General features: G+C 68.7%; 22 protein-coding genes and 2 riboswitches. Of the genes, 15 read left to right on the top strand and 7 right to left on the bottom strand.

Translation table 11 applies throughout. The annotated features are described in order from the left end of the window. Positions 1 to 93: 93 nt before the first annotated feature. Positions 94 to 705 carry a DUF6445 family protein gene (locus Q0P60_RS18450; RefSeq protein WP_294996926.1) on the top strand — a complete coding sequence of 204 codons (612 nt, stop codon included), beginning with the start codon at positions 94 to 96 and terminating at the stop codon, positions 703 to 705. Positions 706 to 760: 55 nt separating this feature from the next. Here the strand turns inward: Q0P60_RS18450 and Q0P60_RS18445 are convergent, their stop codons facing one another. Next, positions 761 to 1,924, bottom strand: a complete 1,164-nt coding sequence (locus Q0P60_RS18445; protein WP_294996924.1) for a serine hydrolase domain-containing protein — start codon at positions 1,922 to 1,924, stop codon at positions 761 to 763. 130 nt (positions 1,925 to 2,054) lie between these two features. On the opposite strand from Q0P60_RS18445, the gene Q0P60_RS18440 reads away from it, so the two are divergent. The 5 genes from Q0P60_RS18440 to Q0P60_RS18420 all read left to right on the top strand — a co-directional run bounded on the left by Q0P60_RS18440 (position 2,055) and on the right by Q0P60_RS18420 (position 5,417). Continuing rightward, complete coding sequence (locus Q0P60_RS18440) at positions 2,055 to 2,555, top strand: MarR family transcriptional regulator (protein ID WP_294996922.1); 501 nt, start codon at positions 2,055 to 2,057, stop codon at positions 2,553 to 2,555. After that, the gene (locus tag Q0P60_RS18435; protein WP_294996921.1) at positions 2,552 to 3,292 is read left to right on the top strand and encodes a DNA alkylation repair protein; all 741 of its coding nucleotides are present in this window, start codon (positions 2,552 to 2,554) and stop codon (positions 3,290 to 3,292) included. The genes Q0P60_RS18440 and Q0P60_RS18435 overlap by 4 nt, the downstream gene beginning before the upstream one ends. A 47-nt stretch (positions 3,293 to 3,339) precedes the next feature. Then, positions 3,340 to 3,678 carry a DUF6616 family protein gene (locus Q0P60_RS18430; protein ID WP_294996919.1) on the top strand — a complete coding sequence of 113 codons (339 nt, stop codon included), beginning with the start codon at positions 3,340 to 3,342 and terminating at the stop codon, positions 3,676 to 3,678. Between the two features lie 112 nt (positions 3,679 to 3,790). Further along, positions 3,791 to 4,048, top strand: coding sequence for a hypothetical protein (locus Q0P60_RS18425; protein WP_294996917.1), 258 nt, complete (start codon positions 3,791 to 3,793; stop codon positions 4,046 to 4,048). A gap of 295 nt (positions 4,049 to 4,343) precedes the next feature. Continuing rightward, positions 4,344 to 5,417 carry a 3-deoxy-7-phosphoheptulonate synthase gene (locus Q0P60_RS18420; RefSeq protein ID WP_294996915.1) on the top strand — a complete coding sequence of 358 codons (1,074 nt, stop codon included), beginning with the start codon at positions 4,344 to 4,346 and terminating at the stop codon, positions 5,415 to 5,417. A gap of 93 nt (positions 5,418 to 5,510) precedes the next feature. On the opposite strand, the gene Q0P60_RS18415 is transcribed toward Q0P60_RS18420, so the two are convergent. Both Q0P60_RS18415 and Q0P60_RS18410 read right to left on the bottom strand, forming a co-directional pair. Beyond that, a complete protein-coding gene (locus Q0P60_RS18415) occupies positions 5,511 to 5,654 on the bottom strand; it encodes a hypothetical protein (RefSeq protein ID WP_294996913.1) in 144 nt (47 codons plus the stop codon). A 96-nt stretch (positions 5,655 to 5,750) separates the two neighbouring features. Continuing rightward, positions 5,751 to 6,368: a trimeric intracellular cation channel family protein gene (locus tag Q0P60_RS18410; protein ID WP_099554504.1), complete on the bottom strand. Its 618-nt coding sequence runs from the start codon at positions 6,366 to 6,368 to the stop codon at positions 5,751 to 5,753. Positions 6,369 to 6,451: 83 nt separating this feature from the next. Next, positions 6,452 to 6,555, bottom strand: a riboswitch (glycine riboswitch). Between the two features lie 13 nt (positions 6,556 to 6,568). Further along, positions 6,569 to 6,658, bottom strand: a riboswitch (glycine riboswitch). 40 nt (positions 6,659 to 6,698) lie between these two features. On the opposite strand from Q0P60_RS18410, the gene Q0P60_RS18405 reads away from it, so the two are divergent. Together Q0P60_RS18405 and Q0P60_RS18400 are read left to right on the top strand one after the other, a co-directional pair. Further along, positions 6,699 to 6,962: a GIY-YIG nuclease family protein gene (locus tag Q0P60_RS18405; RefSeq protein ID WP_294996911.1), complete on the top strand. Its 264-nt coding sequence runs from the start codon at positions 6,699 to 6,701 to the stop codon at positions 6,960 to 6,962. 96 nt (positions 6,963 to 7,058) lie between these two features. Then, a complete protein-coding gene (locus Q0P60_RS18400; protein ID WP_294996909.1) occupies positions 7,059 to 7,490 on the top strand; it encodes a nuclear transport factor 2 family protein in 432 nt (143 codons plus the stop codon). A gap of 88 nt (positions 7,491 to 7,578) precedes the next feature. Here the strand turns inward: Q0P60_RS18400 and Q0P60_RS18395 are convergent, their stop codons facing one another. Then, positions 7,579 to 8,859: an NAD(P)/FAD-dependent oxidoreductase gene (locus Q0P60_RS18395; RefSeq protein ID WP_294996907.1), complete on the bottom strand. Its 1,281-nt coding sequence runs from the start codon at positions 8,857 to 8,859 to the stop codon at positions 7,579 to 7,581. Positions 8,860 to 8,982: 123 nt separating this feature from the next. Here Q0P60_RS18395 and Q0P60_RS18390 point away from each other — a divergent pair, with 123 nt between their 5' ends. Together Q0P60_RS18390 and Q0P60_RS18385 are read left to right on the top strand one after the other, a co-directional pair. Continuing rightward, positions 8,983 to 9,762: an NYN domain-containing protein gene (locus Q0P60_RS18390; RefSeq protein ID WP_294996906.1), complete on the top strand. Its 780-nt coding sequence runs from the start codon at positions 8,983 to 8,985 to the stop codon at positions 9,760 to 9,762. 175 nt (positions 9,763 to 9,937) lie between these two features. Beyond that, a complete protein-coding gene (locus Q0P60_RS18385) occupies positions 9,938 to 10,558 on the top strand; it encodes a glutathione S-transferase (RefSeq protein WP_294996904.1) in 621 nt (206 codons plus the stop codon). A gap of 103 nt (positions 10,559 to 10,661) precedes the next feature. Here Q0P60_RS18385 and Q0P60_RS18380 read toward each other — a convergent pair whose 3' ends face one another. Next, the gene (locus Q0P60_RS18380) at positions 10,662 to 12,839 is read right to left on the bottom strand and encodes a primosomal protein N' (RefSeq protein WP_294996969.1); all 2,178 of its coding nucleotides are present in this window, start codon (positions 12,837 to 12,839) and stop codon (positions 10,662 to 10,664) included. A gap of 413 nt (positions 12,840 to 13,252) precedes the next feature. On the opposite strand from Q0P60_RS18380, the gene Q0P60_RS18375 reads away from it, so the two are divergent. The 4 genes from Q0P60_RS18375 to sppA all read left to right on the top strand — a co-directional run bounded on the left by Q0P60_RS18375 (position 13,253) and on the right by sppA (position 18,431). Beyond that, the gene (locus Q0P60_RS18375) at positions 13,253 to 14,257 is read left to right on the top strand and encodes a hypothetical protein (protein ID WP_294996902.1); all 1,005 of its coding nucleotides are present in this window, start codon (positions 13,253 to 13,255) and stop codon (positions 14,255 to 14,257) included. Beyond that, entirely contained in the window at positions 14,250 to 14,831 is a 582-nt protein-coding gene (locus Q0P60_RS18370) for a DUF3106 domain-containing protein (RefSeq protein ID WP_294996901.1), read from the top strand. The genes Q0P60_RS18375 and Q0P60_RS18370 overlap by 8 nt, the downstream gene beginning before the upstream one ends. Before the next feature lie 197 nt (positions 14,832 to 15,028). Beyond that, positions 15,029 to 16,393: an MATE family efflux transporter gene (locus Q0P60_RS18365; RefSeq protein WP_294996899.1), complete on the top strand. Its 1,365-nt coding sequence runs from the start codon at positions 15,029 to 15,031 to the stop codon at positions 16,391 to 16,393. A gap of 115 nt (positions 16,394 to 16,508) precedes the next feature. Next, entirely contained in the window at positions 16,509 to 18,431 is a 1,923-nt protein-coding gene (sppA, locus tag Q0P60_RS18360) for a signal peptide peptidase SppA (protein WP_294996897.1), read from the top strand. 123 nt (positions 18,432 to 18,554) lie between these two features. Here sppA and Q0P60_RS18355 read toward each other — a convergent pair whose 3' ends face one another. After that, complete coding sequence (locus tag Q0P60_RS18355) at positions 18,555 to 18,767, bottom strand: hypothetical protein (protein ID WP_294996896.1); 213 nt, start codon at positions 18,765 to 18,767, stop codon at positions 18,555 to 18,557. 111 nt (positions 18,768 to 18,878) lie between these two features. Between Q0P60_RS18355 and Q0P60_RS18350 the strand changes: the two genes are divergently transcribed. Continuing rightward, positions 18,879 to 19,655, top strand: a complete 777-nt coding sequence (locus Q0P60_RS18350) for an SDR family oxidoreductase (RefSeq protein ID WP_294996894.1) — start codon at positions 18,879 to 18,881, stop codon at positions 19,653 to 19,655. Positions 19,656 to 19,752: 97 nt separating this feature from the next. Here the strand turns inward: Q0P60_RS18350 and Q0P60_RS18345 are convergent. Next, a partial coding sequence (locus Q0P60_RS18345; RefSeq protein WP_294996892.1) for a hypothetical protein occupies positions 19,753 to 20,273 on the bottom strand: 521 nt, incomplete at its 5' end.

Raw genomic sequence — 20,273 nt, 5'->3', positions numbered from 1 at the left:
GCTGCTCCCCGCTGCAATGAAGAACCCCGCCGCAAGGCGGGGTTTTTCGTTGCCGGTTGCCGCCGCCGCAGCGCATCGCTACGCTCGGCGACCATGCCTACCTCGTTCATCGTCGTTGACGACTTCCTCTCCCCGGCCGATGCGCACGGCTTGCGCCAGGCCGCACTGGGCCTGACCTATCCGGCACAGGAGGGCGCTTTCCCGGGCCGCAACTCGCTTGAGCGGCTGGAACTGGACGGCCTGTCCGAGGCGGCCTCGCGGCTGGTCAACGAGCCGCTGCGGCCGGTCAATCCGCTGCAGTCGCATGGCAAGTTCCGGCTGACCCTGGCCGGTGATGTCGGCCGCGCCAAGGTGCATACCGATCACTCGCACTGGTCCGGCATCCTCTACCTGAGTGCACCGGAGCACTGCGAAGGTGGTACCGAGTTCTTCCGCCATCGCCGCACCAACACCGAACGCATGGCCCTGGATGCCCGCGAACTGGCTGCGCTGGGCTATGCCAATGGCGGCGACATGCATCGCGACATCATCGAGCGTGACAGCATCGACGACAGCCAGTGGGAGATGACGATGCGCATCCCGATGCGCTTCAATCGGCTGGTGCTGCTGCGTCCCTGGTTCTGGCACACCGCCGGCCCGGCGTTCGGTGACCGGCCGGAGAACGGCCGCCTGGTCTACCTGATGTTCTTCGAGCAGGCGCGCTGAGCGCAGAGAGCATCCGCGCCAGGCGCGGATGCCGGAGCCGCAGGGCGCAGGACGGCTATTCGACGAACCGCTTGGCCGCGCCGTACTCCCATTGCCAGGGCACGCCGGTATCGCCCAGTACGAAGGCCACCAGCGCCGGGAAGGTGGCCTCGGCCCGCACGTCGTTGCCCAGGATCACCACGCAGCGCTGGCCCTGTTCGAGGCAGACCAGGGTGTTGCCCACCGCATCGTCGTGGCCGCCCTTGTAGAAGCCCGCTCCCTGCGGGCCGCTGAAGGTCACCACCCCCAGCCCGGCTGACAGGTCGCTGCGCTGCTGCGCTGGCGGCAGCTCCGGCTGCAGGGTGGGGAACTGGCTGGCGGTGGTGATCGGGCGCTGCGGGCGCACGATCTCGCGCCGCATCTGCGGCGTCAGGCCTTCGCCGCGGACATACGCGGCGGCGAAACTGGCCATGTCGGCAATGCTGGTATCCATCGATCCGGCGGCGCGCACGCGGCTGCGCTCGTCGTGTGGCTCGGCGCTGCCCTCAGCGGTCCAGCCATCGGCAAGGTTGCCGGCGAAGTCCGCACGCCAGGTCATGCTGGTGCGTGGCATGCCGAAGCGGTCGAACACGCGCTGCTGCATCAGCGCTCCCACATCCTGCCGCAGCCCGCGCTCCAGTACGAACTGCAGCAGGATCAGCCCTTCGCCGGAGTAGGCGTAGCGACTGCCGGGATCGAAATGGAACTTCAACACATGGTCGGGTTCCAGGAACGCGAAGTTGGCGAAGCCGCTGGCGTGGTTCAGCAGCACGCGTGGCGTCAGCCGTCGCCAGCGGTCGTCGCCGGCCAGGACCGTGTAGTCGGCGTACTTCTTCGGTTCGGCGGGATAGTCGGGCAGCGGCCTGTCCAGGGCCTCGGCAATGCTCGCATCCAGGTCGATCACCTTGTCCTGGGCCAGCTGCGCGACCAGATGGCCGAACGCCATCTTGGTCAGCGATGCGGCGTACATCACGGTGTCGGTGCGCAGAGGCTCACCCGCCGCATTGCGCTCGCCGTAGGCGGCGACGTGGATCACCTTGCCGCCATCAATCACCGCAACGGCCATGCCGCGCGCGCTGGCCGCCGCCATCAGGCGCCGGGCCTCTGCATCGATACGGTCGGGCGCAGGCAGTGCTGGCGGCGGTGCGGCCAGCACGCTCAATGGCAACAGCGTCAGCAACAACAGGGCGGCACGGCACATGCGTGGAACTCCTGGCGGGACGTGGCGCGATGCTACGCCAGCCCGGCGCCGCCGTCATGGCCCCCTGCCGAGCGTCCATCGGCGCCATCCTGCTGATATGATTAGGTGGCTAACCATATTGGTACGAGTGATGTTTGAAGCCAAACACCAGGCCCTGCTGGAAGAAGCGCAGCGGCGCGGCCACGCCAACCTCGCGCAGCTGCAACTGTGCTTCCGGCTGCTGTCGCTGTCCTCGTCGATCGACCGCGACTGCGCCACCCGGCTGGCGCCGCACGGGCTCAGCGAGGGGCGCTTCATCGTGCTGTTCCTGTTGCACGGTGCCGGGGGCACGCTGCCGCCCCACGTGCTGGCCGAGCGCGCCGGGGTCACCCGCGCCACCATCAGCGGCCTGCTCGATGGCCTGCAGCGCGAGGGCCTGCTGCAGCGGCGCAGTGACGCCGGTGATGGCCGCCGCCTGCAGATCATGCTGACCGCCGAGGGCACGTGCCTGGCCGAAGCACTGTTTGAGCAGCACACGCAGTGGATCGGTGGCCTGTTCGATGGACTGGATGCGGGCGAACAGCTGCAGCTTTCGCAGCTGCTGCACAAGGTGTGGCAGCACACCGACGCCGGCCGCGGGGCCCACGCGTGAGCGGCGCCATCGCCGCCAGCCGCCTGCAGGCGCTCAACAACGGCAGCGTTGCTGCAACCCATCTGGCCGAGTGTCTGGCCGTGGATTTCGCCGCACTGCTGCAGGCGGTTGCCCCGGCGCTGGGGCCGGACACGCTGCAACGCATGCGAACCGCCGCCGGCAAGGGCATCACCCAGCGCATGGCGCTGGCGGCCACGCTGCTGCGCGAAGCAGGGCAGGGTGATCCGGCGTGCTGGCAGGATCACGCGTCCGACACCGTGCGTGGCTGGGCCTGCTACCTGATCGGCAGTGAAGCGGGAGCAACGCTGGCGGCGAAGCTGCAGGCAATGCGGCCCTTGGCTGATGACGCGCATTTCGGCGTGCGCGAATGGGCCTGGCTGGCGCTGCGTGCCGACATCGTCGCTACACCGATGCAGGCGCTCGGGCATCTGCAGGCCTGGACACAGGAAGCATCGCCGTACCTGCGCCGCTTCGCCTGCGAGGCACTGCGCCCGCGCGGTGTGTGGGCCACGCATATCGCGTTGTTCAAGCAGCATCCACAGCTGGCAGTACCGCTGCTGGCCGCGCTGGCCAACGATCCCGAGCGCTACGTGCAGGACTCGGTCGGCAACTGGCTCAACGATGCCGGCAAGACGCAGCCACGCTGGCTGCGTGCGTTCTGCGCGGCCTGGCAGCGTGAGCACGACAGCACTGCCAACGCCTGCATCCGCAAACGGGCCCTGCGCTCGCTACGGTAGTGCCGGCCGTTGGCCGGCAACCCCACAATCCCCAAGGAAGAAACCACATGCTCCACACCCTGATCGAGCTCTACACCGCCACCCCCGCCTGGGTAGCGCTACCGCCCGCGCAACGCAGTGCCTTCTTCGCGCGCATCGGCGCAGGCATGCAGCAGTTCGATCCTGACCGGATCGCGCCTGTGGCGATGGGCCGTGTCGCGGAAGGCGTCGCGCAGGGCATTGGCGAGCAGTTCTACGCGGTCTGGCGCTGCGCCAGCCGCCAGGACGCCGATGCGTTGATGACGGGTATTGCGGCTACCGGCTGGCATGACTACTTCACCACCACCCATGCGCTGGGGGCGGTAGATGGGTTGCCCGAGCATCTGGCAGACCTGGCCGCGGCTTGACGGCGCGGGGCAGATCGTCGGATGCCAGGCGCAGGCCGTGCTGGCACATGCACTTGTCACCCGGACGCGGTACACAGTGCATTGCCCATGTCCGTCCGCAGGGAAGTTGATCATGCAGAGCAAGCTCCAGGTCACGCTGTTCGGCCCCCTTGGCGACAGCCCGGCGTTGCAGTTGCCCGGGCAGGAGGGGCCGTCGGTGGCCGTTCCGGAAGCGACCCTGCGGCGGCTGGTCTCCGACCTCTACACCGCGCGTTCCCTGCTCAACCCCGAGCAGCTGGAAGAAGCCAGGCAGGAGCTGGATCGCGTGCTGGAGCGCTGGGCCGACATCCACGAAGGCCTGCTGCTGGATGTGGAAGTGCATGGCCGATGAGCGATGTCGCGTGGCGGCTGCCGCAAACACGGCGGCGACGCGCAGCTCGCTGAACCGGATCCCCAGTTGCGGATGAAACATTTTGCACTGCGCAAAAGCTGTGCTATCAATAGATCCCATGAACGCAGCCCCCACCAGCTTTTACTGGTATTACTTTCCGAAGCCACTGGCGGAGGAAGGACTGCGCTCACCCTGAAGAAAGCTTCAGACGCATTCCCGAAAGCCGCCAGCGAACCTGGCGGCTTTTTTCATGCCGCCACGCTGGGGACCCCCAACGTTCCGGAGACCTCCCCCCATGCCCCCGCACACCGACGACCTGCGTATCCGCACCATCGAACCGCTGACACCGCCCGCCCAGCTGCTGGCGATGCTGCCGTGTGACGATGAAGCCTCCGACACCGTCAGCGCCTCGCGCGCGGCCCTGCACCAGATCCTGCACGGCCGTGACGATCGCCTGGCGGTGGTGGTGGGCCCGTGTTCGATCCACGACCCGGTCGCCGCCATCGAGTACGCCCAGCGCCTGAAGCCGCTGCGCGACGCACTGGCCGGCGAACTGGAGATCGTCATGCGCGTCTACTTCGAGAAGCCGCGCACCACGGTGGGCTGGAAGGGCCTGATCAACGACCCGGACCTGGATGGCAGTTTCAGGATCGACAAGGGCCTGCGCATCGCCCGCGGCCTGCTGCGCGACATCAACAAGCTGGGCCTGCCGGCCGGCGTCGAATTCCTCGACGTGATCTCGCCGCAGTACATCGCCGACCTGGTGGCCTGGGGCGCGATCGGTGCACGCACCACCGAGAGCCAGGTGCATCGCGAGCTGGCCTCGGGGCTGTCGTGCCCGGTCGGTTTCAAGAACGGCACCGACGGCAACGTGAAGATCGCTGCCGATGCGGTGGGCGCGGCGTCCAACCCGCACCACTTCCTGTCGGTCACCAAGCAGGGCGGCACCGCCATCGTCTCGACCACCGGCAACCCGGATTGCCATGTGATCCTGCGCGGCGGCAAGCAGCCGAACTACGATGCGGGCAGCGTCGCCGAGGCCTGCCAGGCACTGGCCAAGGCCAAGCTGCCGACGCGCCTGATGATCGATGCCAGCCACGCCAACAGCCTGAAGAACCCGGACAACCAGCCGAAGGTGATCGAGGACATCGCCGTTCAGCTGGAAGACGGCGAACAGCGCATCGTCGGCGTGATGATCGAGAGCCACCTGGTCGGTGGTCGCCAGGAACTGGTGGAAGGTCAGCCGCTGGTCTACGGGCAGAGCATCACCGATGGCTGCATCGACTGGGAAACCACCGTGACGGTGCTGGAGCGGCTGGCTGCGGCCGTGCGCGCCCGCCGCGAAGTGAAGGTGTCCGAAGCGGCCTGATCGGGGCCGCTGGATTGAAGTTGCGTGATGGAAGCCGCCTGCGTGCGGCACGTGTGTGGATGGCGGCCAGCGCCTGCGGGGGTGCGGCCGCGATCAGGGCCGGTCGGAGTTGGAGACCGGCTCGTCCGCACCGGCGATGCGCCTGGCGCTGCGCATGAGCGACAGCGCCAGGTACATCGCCGGGGTGGTGTGGATGTGTCCGCCCGCGATGCGCTTGCCACAGTAGATCCACGCCATGCGTGTAGGGCGCTCTTGCGTAGCGTCGAGCGATGCCCGGTCCGTGCGAAGCGCGGTCTCCATTCCCTGCAACCCGATGCTCGGCGGACGCCAGGCTCAATGCACTTCGTCGTGATAGACGAACTTCGGCATTTCCCAGCGGTAGTGGATGGCCAGCAGCCGCAGCGCGAAGCCGCCGCCCAGGCAGCACAGGATCGCGGTGGCATCAGCCACGCCCCAGTGCAGCAACAGCAGGTATGCGGCACCGGTGAGCAGCGCGATGATCGCGTACAGCTCCTTCTGGAAGATCAGCGGCACCTCGTTGCAGAGGATGTCGCGCAGCACGCCCCCAAATGCGCCGGTCAGCATGCCGGCGATCAGCACGATGGGCGTGGCATGGCCGGCCTCGCGCGCGATCGAACAGCCGATCAGGGTGAACGCGATCAGGCCCAGCCCGTCCAGCACCAGGAAGGTGCGCCGGAAGTGGTGCATCCAGCGTGCCACCCAGGTGGCGATCAACGCCGCGCACACGGTGAAGCCGAGGTACTCGGGATGCTTCACCCAGCCCAGCGGATAGTGGCCGAGCAGGATGTCGCGCAGCGATCCGCCGCCGAGGGCGGTGACGCAGGCGATCATGACCACGCCGAACAGGTCCATGCGGCGTCGGCCGGCGGACAGTGCGCCGGTCATGGCTTCGGCGGAAATGGCGATCAGGTAGATGATGGACAACAGCATGGACAGGCTCCGGGCGCGGTGGGGCCGGCCATGCGCGACTGCCGCCACTGCCTGCGCAATGACGGGATGACGATGACCGGTGCCGCTCCCGCTGTCCTTTTGCCTGAGAGTTCAGCGGCGTGGGCCGCGTGCCCCTTCGGCGGATCGTCCCGGGCGTGCCCGGTGACCTCTCTCCAGCTCGGCGAGTCGAATGCATGGTTGGTGGGATTCCAGCCCACCGGCCTGAGCGATCATGGGAGCCTGCGCCTTCGGCGGGCGCCAGCGCGGCGCCTCTCTCCTGCATTCGGGCGCCAGTATATCCGCTGCAGTGCAGCACGGCATAATCCGGTCATGGCCCCGTCCCTCCGCCCGTGGTTCCTGTACCTGCTCGAATGCCGCGATGGCAGCTACTACGCCGGCATCAGCGTCGATGTCGAGGCCCGCTTCGCCGCCCACCAGGCCGGCAAGGGCGCGCGCTACACCCGGGCCCGGCCGCCGCTGCGTGTGCTGGCGGTTCGCGAGTACCCGGACCGCGCGGCCGCCTCACGGGCCGAATGGCAGCTCAAGCAACAGCCACGCGAACGCAAGCTGGCCTGGCTGCTGGCACCGTTGTAGGCCGGGCAACGCGCGACCCGACGGCAGGTCCACGTCATGCGTGGATGGGGCCATGTCCATGCGATGATCGCCCCGCGCCCAGAGCTGGAGACCCGGATGTCCACGATTGCCCTGCTGTTCGCTCTTTCCGCATCCACAAGCCCCACTGCCGACCCGGCCACGCTCGCGGCGATCGAAGCCACCTGCCATGACTACGTCGACGGCCAGCTGGAGGCCGATCCGCAGCGCGTCGCCCGCTCGCTGCACCCGGACCTGGCCAAGCGCGCGGTGCTGGGTGATACGCCCGACGAACGCCTGGGCCTGCGCCGGATGTCGAAGGAAGAGCTGGTCTCGCTGACCAGGCAAGGCGCGCTGAAGACCCCGAAGGAACAATGGGACCGGCGCTGCACGGTGCTGGACGTGACCGGCAATGCCGCCTCGGTGCGGCTGGAAACCCCGTGGTTCGTCGACTACTTCCACATGGGCCGCTTCGAGCAGCGCTGGGTCATCGTCAACGCGCTCTGGTACCCGAAGCCGAAGGCGCAGTAGATCCACGCCAAGCGTGGATGAGGTTGCCGCGGCCGGATCCCTTTCCTGCTGACAAGGATCCGACCCCCCGGAAAGACTGCGGGAAACCCTAGCGCTTCGGCCGGCGGTCGTCCTGGTCATCACCGAAGATGATGCGCGCGCTGCGCTGGTAGCTCCAGTACGCCACCGCCCAGTTCAACAGCACCACGATGCGGTTGCGGAAGCCGATCAGGAAGAACACGTGCGCGGCCAGCCAGAACCACCAGGCCAGGATGCCCGACAACTGCAGCCGGCCCAGGTGCACGATGGCGGCCATGCGGCCGATGGTGGCCAGGTTGCCGTAGTCGGCGTACTTGAATGGCCCGGGCGTGGCCTTGCCATGCAGACGTGCGCGGATCACGTCGGCGACGTACTTGCCCATCTGCTTGGCGGCGGGTGCGACGCCGGGTACCGGCTTGCCGTTGGCCTGGTTCAATGCGGCCAGATCGCCGGCCACGAACAGTTCCGGGTGATCAGGCAGGGTCAGGTCCGGCTGCACCTGCACGCGTCCGGCACGGTCCAGCGGTACCTCCAGCGTGCGCGCCAGGGGGGACGCGGCCACGCCAGCGGCCCACACCACGGTGCGCGCCGGCACGAACTGCTCGCCGAGCATGAAGCCCTGGCTGTCGATGCTGCTCACCGGGGTGCCGGTAAGCACCTCCACGCCGAGCTTTTCCAGCTGCCGGCGCGCCTTCAGCGAAAGCACTTCCGGGAACGAGGACAGCACGCGCGGGCCGGCCTCGACCAGCCGCACCTTGGCACTGGCCGGATCGATATGGCGGAACTCGTTGCGCAGCGTGTGCCGCGCGATCTCGGCCAGGGTGCCGGCCAGTTCAACGCCGGTCGGGCCGCCGCCGACGATGGCGAAACTCAGCCATGCCGCCTTCTTCGCCGGGTCCGGTTCGGCCTCGGCACGTTCGAAGGCCAGCAGCAGCTTGCGGCGCAACGCGATGGCATCGTCCAGGGTCTTCAGGCCGGGGGCATCATCGGCCCAGTGGTCGTTGCCGAAGTAGGCGTGGGTGGCGCCGGTGGCCAGCAGCAAGCTGTCGTAGTCCAGCGTGCTGCCATCGGCCATGCGGATCTGCCGGCCCTGCTTGTCGATGGCGACCACCTCGCCAAGGCGGACTTCCACGTTGCGCTGGTGGCCGAGGATGTGGCGCAGCGGTGCGGCGATGTCCGGCGCCGACAGGCCGGCGGTGGCGACCTGGTACAGCAGCGGCTGGAACAGATGATGGTTGCGACGGTCGACCAGGGTGATGCGTATGCGCTCGCGGGCCAGGGCACGGGTGGCCCAGAGACCGGCAAAACCGCCGCCGACAACGACCAGGTGGGGAACGCGCTCGCGACTCATCGACTCACTCCAGTGGGGGCATTGGGGGAAGCGCCTGGCAGTTTCGCATGCCGGCAGCCTGTCACGTCAGCGCCGCTGCGGATCGGCGATACTCGGGTTCAGGCAACGGCCCGTGAGGAGCCCATGAGCGAACCGGAAAAGCGCATCGCCCTGTTGATCGACGCCGACAACGCGCCGGCGTCGAAGATCGACGAGGTCCTGGCCGAAGTCGCCCGCTACGGCGTGGCCAACGTGCGCCGCGCCTATGGCAACTGGAAAAGCCCCCGGCTGAAGGGCTGGGAAGCAGTGCTGCACGAGTATGCGATCCGCCCGATCCAGCAGTTCGCCTACAGCAAGGGCAAGAACGCTTCGGACATGGCGATGGTGATCGATGCCATGGACCTGCTGTATGCGCGCAACCTCGATGGATTCGCCATCGTCTCCAGCGATGCGGACTTCACCCCGATGGTGATGCGTCTGCTGACCGATGGCGTGAAGGTGTATGGCTTCGGCGAAAAGAAGACGCCGGAACCGTTCGTCAACGCGTGCTCGAAGTTCACCTACCTGGAGGCACTGGGCCAGACCCATGCCAGCGTGCCGGATGCCGACCAGGCCTCGAGCGAGCAGGCCGCGAACGAGCCGGTCGCCAGCGATGACGCGCGCCCGCGCAAGAGTGGTGCGGAGATGCGCAGCGACACGCGGCTGGTGAAGATGCTGCGCCGCGCGGTGTCCTCGGCCGAGGGCGAGGATGGCTGGTCGCACCTGGGGCCGGTCGGCAGCCAGATCGGCAACCAGGCGTCGTTCGATCCGCGCAACTACGGTTACGGCAAGCTCAGCGACCTGCTGGCGGCGATCGGTCTGTTCGAGCTGAAGAAGGACGGCAAGTCCTCCTACGTGCGCGCGCTGCCAAAAAAGAACAGGTAGTGCCGGCCGCTGGCCGGCAAGGACAACGGTAGTGCCGGCCGCTGGCCGGAGAGGACCCGGTAGTGCCGGCCGCTGGCCGGCAACGCCCAGGTGCCAGATCCCGCATCTGCCACCCACACACCCACTCCGATCAGGCGTATCGTTGCCGCTCGCATTGCCAGCCAGGAAAACCCGCATGTTGAAGATCTGGGGCCGTCGCAATTCCAGCAACGTCCGCAAGGTGCTGTGGTGTGCCGAAGAGATCGGCCTGCCTTACCAATCCATCGAAGTCGGTGGCAGCCACGGCGGGACGCAGACGCCGGAGTACCAGGCGATGAACCCCAACAGCCTGGTGCCGGTCATTGAAGATCACGGCCTGCCGCTGTGGGAATCGAATGCCATCGTGCGCTACCTGAGCGCGCGCTATGCACTGGGCACGCTGTACGCCGAGGATCCGATGCAGCGCGCCCAGGCCGAGAAGTGGATGGACTGGAGCACGTCGCGGATGGCGCCGCTGTACAGCGACCTGGTCTGGGGCATCATGCGCACCGCGCCGGCCGACCGCGACGAGGCACGGATCAACGCCGCCATCGTGCGCGCCGGGGACTACCTGGCGATGGCCGATGCGACCCTGGCCAAGCAGCCGTGGCTGTCCGGCGAGACCTTCGCGATGGGCGACATCCCGCTGGGTTCACTGATCTACGCCTGGTTCGAGCTGCCGATCCAGCGCCCGCAGCTGCCGCACCTGGCCGACTGGTATGCCCGCCTGCGCGAGCGGCCGGCGTACCAGCGCGGCGTGATGACCCCGCTGACGTAAGCACTGCCCGTTGCTGAAACGCAGCCGGGCGTTGGCTCGGCTCCACAGGCGTTGGCTCGGCTCCACAGTAGTGCCGAGCCATGCTCGGCAGTGCTCTGCCGGATCAATACAGGTCGGTCGGGTCCACATCCAGCGACCAGCGCACCTTGCGTGCCTCCGGCAGGGCGTACAACTGCGGCACCAGCTGCGCCAGCACGCCATGCAGGGGTGGCCGCTGCAGCGCCGACAGCAGCAACTGCGTGCGCTGGTAGCCGGCACGACGCGGCATCGGCGCCGGCATCGGCCCATAGGCTTCGACCACGTTCTGTTCGCCCAGCAGTTGCCGTGCCGCCAGCAGGAAGGCATTGGCATGCTCCACCTGCTGTGCCTCGGCGCGCATCAGCGCCAGGTGCGCGAAGGGCGGGAATCCAGCGGCCTGGCGCTGGTTCAGTTCGGCCTGTGCGAACGGGTGGTAGCCGCCATTCACCAGGGTTTCCAGCAAGGGATGCCCGGGGTGGTGGGTCTGCAGCCAGACCTCGCCGGGATCACGCGCGCGGCCTGCGCGGCCAGCCACCTGGATCAACTGCTGCGCCAGTTTCTCGCTGGCGCGGAAATCGGCCGAGAACAACCCCTCATCGATGCCGACCACCACCACCAGGGTCAGCTTCGGCAGGTCATGGCCCTTGGCCAGGATCTGCGTGCCGACCAGGATCCCCGGCTGGTCACCCAGCCGTGCGAGCTGCTGCTCCAGCGCATCGCGGCGCGCGGTGGTGCCACGGTCGATGCGCACCACCGGGAAATCGGCGAAGGCTGCGCTGAGGTGCTCTTCCAGGCGTTCGGTACCGATGCCCTGCGGCTGCAGTGCCAGGCTGCCGCAGGCCGGGCAGGCCAGCGGTGCGGGTTGCCGCGCACCGCAGTGGTGGCACTGCAGGCGGCGGCCGCCGCCGTGCACGGTCATCGGCGCGTCGCAGCGCTGGCAGGGCGCCGTCCAGCCGCAGTCGTGGCACAGCAGGACCGGCGCATAGCCCCGGCGGTTCTTGAATACCAGCACCTGCTGGCCGCGCTGCAGATGCTCGCCGATGCCGGCCAGTACATCGGCCGAAAGACCGTCGTGCAGCGGCCGCTTGCGCACGTCGAGGATGCGCACGCGCGGGGGCCGCGCATCACCGGCACGCTGTTTCAGGCGCAGGTGGGTGTAGCGCCCGGCATAGGCGTTGTGCAGCGTCTCCAGCGAGGGCGTGGCGCTGCCCAGCAGCACCGGAATGCCCAGCGCCTTGGCCCGCACCAGGGCGAAATCGCGCGCGTGGTAACGGATGCCGTCCTGCTGCTTGTAACTGCCGTCGTGTTCTTCGTCGACGATCAGCAGGCCGGCCTGCGGCAACGGCGTGAACACGGCCGAGCGGGTACCGACGATGACCCGCGCTTCGCCCCGCGAGGCGGCGGCCCAGACGCGCGCCCGTTCGTTGTCGTTCAAGCCGGAATGCAGCGCATGCACGGCAATGCCGAGGCGGCCGCGGAAGCGTGCCAGCGTCTGCGGGGTCAGGCCGATTTCCGGTACCAGCACCAGGGCCTGCCGGCCCTGCGCCAGGCAGTGGATGATCGCCTGCAGGTAGACCTCGGTCTTGCCGCTGCCGGTCACGCCATCCAGCAGGAAGGGCTGGAAGCCCTCGGCGGCGTTGATCGCCGCCACCGCGTCGGCCTGGTCCGGGTTGAGCGTGGGGCCGGGCAGCGGCTGCGCGTGCTGTGGCGCCACACTCAGTGCGACGCGCTCGGCCAGATCGCGCTTGGCCAGGCTGCGCGCGGCGCTGCGCCAATCCTCCATGCGTTCGCCCAGCACGTCTTCATCGACGATGGCCTCGGCCAGCAGCTCGGCCAGTTGCCGGGGGCGGCTGCCCGCGCGCAGCTTGCCACGCTGCTGCCGACCCTCGGCGGTCAGTTGCCAGCCCCAGTGATGGGTGTCCGGCAGCGCTTCGCCGTGGCGCAGCGGACCGGGCAGGGCAGTGCTCAGGACCTCGCCCAGTGGCGCGTGGGTGTAGCGCGACAGCCATTGCAGGCTCTGCCACAGCTCACCCTGCAGCAGGGGCTGCGGGTCGCACCAGGCCAAGGCCTGGCGCAGCCCCTGGCCGTCCGCGGTCTGGCCGTGGCCGACCACCACGCCGATCAGTTCGCGGTTGCCGAACGGCACCTTCAGGCGGCAGCCGACCGCCACCGCAGGGGCCGCACCTTCCGGCGACAGGTAGTCGAACAGGCGGGGCAGGGGGACGGGCAGGGCGACCTGCAGGGTCGGAATCGGTGAAAGCATCGGGCCAGTGTAACGGGCCATGCGCGCGCGAATGGCGCGGCGCAGGGCGGCCTCGGCACGCCCGTTGAATCATAAATGTCACCTAAATATCGGTGTCCATTGGAGATTCAGTCTTATCCACATGTTCTGTGGATAACGTTGTGCGTTACCGGTCGACGGGAACCCAGGAGGCCGATGGCGACGGCCTCACGCTTGGGTTGGTCAAAAAATCGCCACATACTAAAAGACATTAAAATCAATAGCTTAAGTGTGAAACAATGCTGAAACAGAGTGAATTCAGCTGGATGCCCCAGTTTTCCCCGAGGGGGGCGTGGTGCTGTGCACAACCTGCAGCACGAAGTGCCTGCGGGCGCAAGTCCTGCCGGGCGCCGATGGCCTGCCGCTATCATGCCGGCAGACCTTTGGAGTGACCGATGACGGCTGTGCCCGCCCCTGTTTCCTCGACCGCGGCCGGCGCGCTGTCGGCGTTCCTGCGTGGCGTCGAACGCCGTGCCCTGGTGGTGGCTGAACTGCAGTGCGGCGATGCCGCCCGCGCCGAGCAGACGCTGGTGGCAGTGATGCGCGCCTTTGCCGCGGTCGCCAGCGACCTGCCGATGGCGCAATGGCCGACCCGCTTCTGGACCCTGCTCGGCCAGCGCCAGGCCCTGCGCGAGCCGGTAGGGGGCCAGTGGGCGCCGCCGTTGGCCGCGCTGGGCGGGATGGCGCCACTGCCGCGCCTGGCGTTGCTGCTGCGGGTGGGCGGTAGCCTGGACGAAGGCATTGCCACGCGCGTGCTCGACCAGGACGAGGCGGGCTACCAGCACCTGTTGGCCGACGCCTGTCCCCGGGATGCACACGGCCAGCCCGACGCATCGGCCTGGCGCCAGCTGGCCGAACAGGTGCAGCTACGCATCCGCGACCTGCCGGCCAAGCGCCTGCAGCAGCTGCAACAACCGGCCGCACCGGCTGCCAGCAACGAGGCCCCGGCGTCCAGCTGGCGTGCGCCGCAGCGTGATGAGCGTGCCGCCGCCAACGGCAAGCGCCGCCGCTCCAGCGCCAAGCCGCGCTGGCGCGGCCCGCTGATCCTGCTGGTGACGGTGGTGGTCCTGCTGGCTGCGGCGCTGGGCTGGCGCTACTGGCAGGGGCATTCGCCGGGCGCTGATGCACCGCTGCCGGAAGGCGTGGTCGGCGAGGCGGGTCCGGTCACGGTCGAAGCGTTGCCGCCGAGCAAGGTCAACGCCACGCCGGATGCGACCCCGGCCCAGGCTACGGACGACGCGACCATGCTGGCCGACCGCGACTATCCGCTCGTCGCCGACGCCGATCTGTATGCGTGGACGGCTGCCGGTGGTCCGCTGCCAGTGGACGAATCGCAATCCAGGCCGAGCCGGCCCGAGCCGGCCAGCGCCACGCTGGAAACCACCGCTGCCGATGAATAAGACCGTACTCGCCAGCCTGCTGCTGGCCTTGCCGCTGTCGCTGTCGGCCGCGCCGCAGACCTTGAATGTCCCGCTGCCGCCGCCGATGCCGGCCTCGCCGTCGGCAGTACCGGCTCCGGCGGCGACCCCCGCCCCCGCAACGTTCAGCCAGCTCGATGCCCAGCAGCAACGCCAGCGCCGCGCCGATTACGCGGCCTGGCGCGCTTTGCCGGAAGGCGAGCGCGAACGCATCCGCCAGGCGGCGGCGCGATTCAACGCACTGCCCGCCGACCAGCAGCAGCGCCTGCGACAGCAGTTCCAGGCACAGGACCAGGCATTCCGCGAAGGCTGGCGGCTGGGCCCGCAGCTGGGCCTGGAGTTCCCCAAGCTGCACGGCCTGTTCGGCTTCGTGCCGCCGGAGCAGCGCGAGGCGGCGCTGGCCGTGCTGCGCCAGCTCAGTCCGGCGCAGCTGGCGCAGTTGACCCTGGTCGCCCAGCGCACACCACCGCAGCAGCGCGACACGGTGCGCAGCGCCTTCCTCGCCGTACCCCCCGCCGAGCGCGACACCTGGCTCAAGCGCCAGGCCGGCCAGTAAAAAAGGGGACGGAGGGGATTAAGTCGTATTCGGCACAGTGGGCCTGAAACGACTTAATCCCCTCCGTCCCCTTTTTGGGGGGGAACGCTGGCGTTCACGCGATGTCATGGGAATGCGCGCGTTGCGCGCGTAAGATGAGCGCCCGCAACCCGGTGCCTGTGCCCTTCGCGCGCAACCGCAGTTCGCGTCCTGCACCCATGTCCAACGCAACCTCCACGCCGCGCTTCAGCAAGGAAGTCGGCGCTACCGGTCTGCTTGCCCTGCCGCTTGTGCTCGGGCATGTCTCCACCGGCCTGATCTCCTTCGTCGACAACGTGATTGCCGGCCACCACGCCACTGCGACCCTGGCCGCAGTGACCATCGGCACCGCGCTGCTGTGGCTGCCGATGCTGATTCCGATCGGCACCCTGATCTCGCTCACCGCCTCGGTGTCGCAGCTGCACGGCGCGGGCCGCGAGCGTGAGATCGGCCCGCTGTTCCGCCAGGCGCTGTGGCTGGCGCTGGGCCTTGGCCTGATCATGTTCACCTTCCTCACCGTGGTGCCGCCGCTGCTGCCGGCGTTCGGCATCGCGCCGGACATCGTGCCCGGCGCGACCGCGTTCCTGCATGCGGTGCGCTGGGGTGGCCCGGCGCTGACCCTGTACTTCTGCATGCGCTATCTCAGCGAGGGCATGCACTGGACGCTGCCGACCATGCTGCTCGGCTTCGGTGGCCTGCTGGTGCTGGCGCCGATGGGCTATGTGCTGGCCAACGGCAAGCTCGGCTTCCCGGAAATGGGCGCCGAAGGCCTGGGCATCGCCTCGGCGGTGATGATGTGGCTGCAGGCGATCGCTTTCGCCACCTACCTGTGGTTCACCAAGCGCTTCGCCCACCTGCAGCTGTTCTCGCATTTCGAAGGCCCACGCTGGAAGGCGATCTGGGAGCTGCTGCGCACCGGCCTGCCGATCGGCATCACCGTGCTGATGGAGGGCGGGCTGTTCATCGTCACCGCGCTGCTGATCGGTCGCCTCGGCGCCAATGAAGCGGCGGCGCACCAGATCGCGATCAATGTCGCGCAGCTGTGCTTCATGATCCCGATGGGCGTGGCCGAGGCCACCACCGTGCGCGTCGGCCATGCGGTCGGTCGCGGCGATGGCTTCGGCGTCCGCCGCGCGGCCTGGGCCGGCTACGCGATCATCATGGGTACGCAGACGCTGTCGGCGGCCGTGCTGCTGTTCGGCCACGACGCCATCGTCGGGGTCTACACCAACGACCTGGCAGTGGCGGGGCTGGCCTCGACCCTGCTGCTGTACGCGGCCACCTTCCAGTTCCCGGACGGTATCCAGGTGCTGTCGGCGGGCGCGCTGCGCGGCCTGAAGGACACCCGCGTGCCGATGTTCATCGCCATGTTCGCCTACTGGGGCCTGGGCATGCCGCTCGGCGCCGGGCTCGGCCTGGGCATGGGCATGGGGCCGCAAGGCATGTGGATCGGCCTGATCGTCGGCCTGACCGCCGCCGCCATCCTGATGGGCTGGCGCCTGCGCCGCAGTAGCCTGCGCATCGGCCAGTCGGCGCTGTCCTGATCCCCCCGGCCGCCACGGCACCCTGTGGCGGCCGGTCCCCTGACTTGTGTCCGATGCTGCATCACGCGGCACCGGCTATGCTGGCACCACGGCAAGAAGCCATCCGGAGCGTTCCATGAATCAACCCGTGCCCCCGCTGCCCCCGGCGCGTCGCAACCCCGTCGCCAGTTTCTTCATCGGGCTGTGGGACGTCATGAATTTCACCCGCCGGTTGATCCTCAACCTGGTGTTCTTCGGCCTGCTGTTCCTGCTGCTGGTGATGTTCGTCATCGCCGCCGGCATGGGCGCCGGCGCCAGCAAGGCGCTGCAGGACCGCACCACCCTGGTGATCGCGCCGGAAGGCCGCCTGGTCGAGCAGTTCAGCGCCGATCCGGTCAGCCGCGCGCTGGCCAAGGCGGTGGGTGACAACGGTGCCGAAGAGATCCAGCTGCGCGACCTGCTGCGGGTGATCGAGTCGGCCAAGGAAGACAAGAAGATCGAGCGCGTGGTGCTGGAGCTGGACAAGCTGCAGCCGTCGGGCTTCGCTTCGCTGCGCGAAGTCGCCGCCGCGCTGCAGGACCTGCGCGCTTCCGGCAAGCAGCTGGTGGCCTACAGCGAAAGCATGGGCCAGTCGCAGTACCTGCTGGCCGCACAGGCCGACGAGGTCTACCTGGACCCGATGGGGTCGGTGGTGCTCGAGGGCCTGGGCCGCTACCGCCAGTACTTCCGCACCGGCCTGCAGGACAAGCTGGGCGTGGACGTGCACCTGTTCAAGGTAGGTGAGTACAAGTCCGCCGCCGAGCCGTACGTGCTCGACGCCGCCTCGCCGGCCTCCAAGGAGGCCGACCTGTTCTGGATGAGCGATGTGTGGCAGCGCTACCTGGCCGACATCGCCAAGGCGCGCCGCCTGGATCCGGCACAGCTGGCCGCCGGCATCGACACGCTGCCGGAGGGCATCGCTGCCGCCGGTGGCGACCTGGCCAAGTTCGCCCTGCAGCAGAAGCTGGTGACGGCGCTGAAGACCCGCGAGGAATTCGAGGATCTGATGATCGAGCGCGGCGTGGCCGACGACGACGCCGATGGCGGGTTCCGCAACGTCGACTTCGGCCGCTACCTGGCGCTGCTCGACGCCCGCCGCAATCCGGTGGACTCGCGTCCGCAGGTCGCGGTGGTGGTGGCGGAAGGCGAGATCAGCGGTGGTGACCTGCCGGCCGGTCGCATCGGTGGCGAGTCGACCTCGGCGCTGCTGCGCGCCGCGCGCGACGACGAGAACGTGAAGGCGGTCGTCCTGCGCGTGGATTCGCCGGGCGGTGAAGTGTTCGCCTCCGAACAGATCCGCCGCGAAGTGGTGGCCCTGCAGGCCGCCGGCAAGCCGGTGGTGGTGTCGATGGGCGACCTGGCGGCCTCGGGCGGATACTGGATCAGCATGAATGCCGATCGCATCTACGCCGATCCGTCGACCATCACCGGTTCGATCGGCATCTTCGGCATGGTCCCGAACTTCAGCCGCGCGCTGGACAAGATCGGCGTGCATACCGATGGTGTCGGCACCACCCGCTTCGCCGGTGCCTTCGACGTGACCCGCCCGATGGACCCGGCCGTCGGCCAGGTCATCCAGACCGTGATCAACAAGGGCTACGCCGACTTCACCGGTCGCGTCGCCGACGCCCGCAAGAAGCCGGTCGAAGCGGTTGACGAGGTGGCGCGTGGTCGCGTGTGGAGCGGTGCACAGGCCAAGGAACGCGGCCTGGTCGATGCGTTCGGTGGCCTGAAGGATGCGGTGGCCGATGCCGCCAACCGCGCCAAGCTGGGCAAGGCCGACGCCTACCGCGTGCGCTACATCGAGAAGGCGGCGACGCCGTTCGCGCAGTTCGTCAGCGGTTTCGCCGGCAGCCGCGCGGGCGCCTGGATGCTGTCCGATTCGGGCATGGCGCGGATGATGCTGGCGCGCACGATGCCGGAAGTGGATACGCAGCTGCGCTTCGTCGAGAATGCGGCACGCGAGAAGGGCAACGGCGCGCCGGTGAAGGCGCTGGCGTACTGCTTCTGCGGATTCTGAGCCGAAGCCCATCCACGCATGGCGTGGATCTACTGAGCGGGTCCACGCAGGGCGTGGACCTGTCAGGCAGCGGAACGCCCGGCCCTGGCCGGGCGTTTCCGTTCATGGGCGGCGGCCCATCAATCACTGCGTCGCGTCGGCCTCGGCCTGGCGCTCGCGCGCGGTAGCGTCATCGACGGTCTTCTGCACGGCCTTGGCACGTTCCAGCGGCTCATGCATCGCACGCGACGCGGCGCGCGGTACCGGCGGCTTCTCCGGGTTCGGCGTCGGTGGCCGTTGGCAGGCCGCCAGCAGCACGGCCGCCAGCAGCGGCGTGGACAGGATCAGGATGCGCATGGCGGCTCTCCGCGGTGGGCGTGCGTGCAGTGTCGCATCCCCAGCAGGGGGCTGCCGTGAGCGCGTATCCTTGCGGCATCGAAATGCAGCGGGCGCGGCCCCGGAGGACACATGACCCAGCAACGGTGGCGCCTGGACGGCCAGACCGCCCTGATCACCGGCGCCAGCGCCGGCATCGGCCTGGCCATCGCGCATGAACTGGCGGGCCTCGGTGCCGACCTGATGATCGTCGGCCGCGATATCGACATGCTGGAAACCGCGCGCGACGAACTGCTGGACGTGTATCCGCAGCACCAGGTGCACGCGCTGGCGGCCGATGTCTCCGACGATGAAGACCGCCGGCAGATCCTGGACTGGGTGGAAGACCACAGCGATGGCCTGCACATCCTGGTCAACAACGCCGGTGGCAACGTCACCAAGGCGGCCACCGAGTACGCCGAGGACGAGTGGCGCAAGATCTTCGAGACCAACCTGTTCTCGGCCTTCGAGCTGTCGCGCTATGCGCACCCGCTGCTGGCGCGGCACGCGTCGTCGTCCATCGTCAACGTTGGCAGCGTGTCCGGCCTGACCCATGTGCGCAGTGGCGTGGTGTACGGCATGAGCAAGGCGGCAATGCACCAGATGACCCGCAACCTGGCCGTCGAGTGGGCCGAGGATGGCATCCGGGTCAACGCGGTGGCGCCGTGGTACATCCGCACGCGGCGTACCTCCGGTCCGTTGTCGGACCCGGATTACTACGAGGAAGTGATCAACCGCACGCCGATGCGGCGCATTGGTGAGCCGGAGGAAGTGGCTGCGGCGGTGGGCTTCCTGTGCCTGCCGGCGGCCAGCTATGTCACCGGCGAGTGCATCGCCGTCGACGGCGGCTTCCTGCGCTACGGGTTCTGATCTTTCGCTGGTGCCGGCCAGCGGCCGGCACTACCGGTAGGTGTCAGCCCTGTAGCGGACCGCGGGTAGTGCCGGCCGCTGGCCGGCAACCCCACTGTCAGCCCGGTACCGGGCAGCTGCTGGCTTCGAGCACGCCCTGCAGGCGTTCGCGTTCGCCGCGCGCGCTGTCGCGGTTGCCGGGCGTGGCGAAGCGCTCCCGCCCGCGTGCATCGCGCAGGCGCTGCTGCCAGCTGCCGCAGCGCTGCGCTTCGGGCAGTTCCTCGCAACGGTCGCGGATCACTTCGCAGCCGGCCGCATTGACCGGCGTGGCGCCGCCCAGGCCCTGTACCGTCATCAGTTCGCAGCGGCCGGGCGCGGCCTCGTACTCGTGCAGGTAGCTGCCCCCCTGGCTGTCGGTGCACTGGAAGATCGGAGGAAGCGGGGGCTTCGTCGCTGCGTCGCCGGCTGCGCTGCCGGTGTCGGCTTCGTGGCGCAGCGTGGCGCTGTCGAGTATCTGGTCGCCGCCTTCGCGTTCAACCATGCCGGCTTGCATGATCGTGCGTCCTTCGTCCACGCGCCGCGGCGCCGCAGGCGCGGCGCCGGCGGCCGGCGCGGTTGCCGCGGGAGCCGGCGTGGAAG

The sequence above is a fragment of the uncultured Stenotrophomonas sp. genome (assembly GCF_945952405.1).
Taxonomy (GTDB): Bacteria; Pseudomonadota; Gammaproteobacteria; order Xanthomonadales; family Xanthomonadaceae; genus Stenotrophomonas.
This window is presented reverse-complemented; position numbering and strand designations above follow the sequence as displayed.

Bases quoted from the DNA above. Each gene is read 5' to 3' on its own strand.
- Q0P60_RS18450 (WP_294996926.1), top strand. From the start codon at position 94: ATGCCTACCTCGTTCATCGTCGTTGACGACTTCCTCTCCCCGGCCGAT.
- Q0P60_RS18445 (WP_294996924.1), bottom strand. From the start codon at position 1,924: ATGTGCCGTGCCGCCCTGTTGTTGCTGACGCTGTTGCCATTGAGCGTG.
- Q0P60_RS18440 (WP_294996922.1), top strand. From the start codon at position 2,055: ATGTTTGAAGCCAAACACCAGGCCCTGCTGGAAGAAGCGCAGCGGCGC.
- Q0P60_RS18430 (WP_294996919.1), top strand. From the start codon at position 3,340: ATGCTCCACACCCTGATCGAGCTCTACACCGCCACCCCCGCCTGGGTA.
- Q0P60_RS18425 (WP_294996917.1), top strand. From the start codon at position 3,791: ATGCAGAGCAAGCTCCAGGTCACGCTGTTCGGCCCCCTTGGCGACAGC.
- Q0P60_RS18420 (WP_294996915.1), top strand. From the start codon at position 4,344: ATGCCCCCGCACACCGACGACCTGCGTATCCGCACCATCGAACCGCTG.
- Q0P60_RS18415 (WP_294996913.1), bottom strand. From the start codon at position 5,654: ATGGCGTGGATCTACTGTGGCAAGCGCATCGCGGGCGGACACATCCAC.
- Q0P60_RS18410 (WP_099554504.1), bottom strand. From the start codon at position 6,368: ATGCTGTTGTCCATCATCTACCTGATCGCCATTTCCGCCGAAGCCATG.
- Q0P60_RS18405 (WP_294996911.1), top strand. From the start codon at position 6,699: ATGGCCCCGTCCCTCCGCCCGTGGTTCCTGTACCTGCTCGAATGCCGC.
- Q0P60_RS18400 (WP_294996909.1), top strand. From the start codon at position 7,059: ATGTCCACGATTGCCCTGCTGTTCGCTCTTTCCGCATCCACAAGCCCC.
- Q0P60_RS18395 (WP_294996907.1), bottom strand. From the start codon at position 8,859: ATGAGTCGCGAGCGCGTTCCCCACCTGGTCGTTGTCGGCGGCGGTTTT.
- Q0P60_RS18390 (WP_294996906.1), top strand. From the start codon at position 8,983: ATGAGCGAACCGGAAAAGCGCATCGCCCTGTTGATCGACGCCGACAAC.
- Q0P60_RS18385 (WP_294996904.1), top strand. From the start codon at position 9,938: ATGTTGAAGATCTGGGGCCGTCGCAATTCCAGCAACGTCCGCAAGGTG.
- Q0P60_RS18380 (WP_294996969.1), bottom strand. From the start codon at position 12,839: ATGCTTTCACCGATTCCGACCCTGCAGGTCGCCCTGCCCGTCCCCCTG.
- Q0P60_RS18375 (WP_294996902.1), top strand. From the start codon at position 13,253: ATGACGGCTGTGCCCGCCCCTGTTTCCTCGACCGCGGCCGGCGCGCTG.
- Q0P60_RS18370 (WP_294996901.1), top strand. From the start codon at position 14,250: ATGAATAAGACCGTACTCGCCAGCCTGCTGCTGGCCTTGCCGCTGTCG.
- Q0P60_RS18365 (WP_294996899.1), top strand. From the start codon at position 15,029: ATGTCCAACGCAACCTCCACGCCGCGCTTCAGCAAGGAAGTCGGCGCT.
- sppA (WP_294996897.1), top strand. From the start codon at position 16,509: ATGAATCAACCCGTGCCCCCGCTGCCCCCGGCGCGTCGCAACCCCGTC.
- Q0P60_RS18355 (WP_294996896.1), bottom strand. From the start codon at position 18,767: ATGCGCATCCTGATCCTGTCCACGCCGCTGCTGGCGGCCGTGCTGCTG.
- Q0P60_RS18350 (WP_294996894.1), top strand. From the start codon at position 18,879: ATGACCCAGCAACGGTGGCGCCTGGACGGCCAGACCGCCCTGATCACC.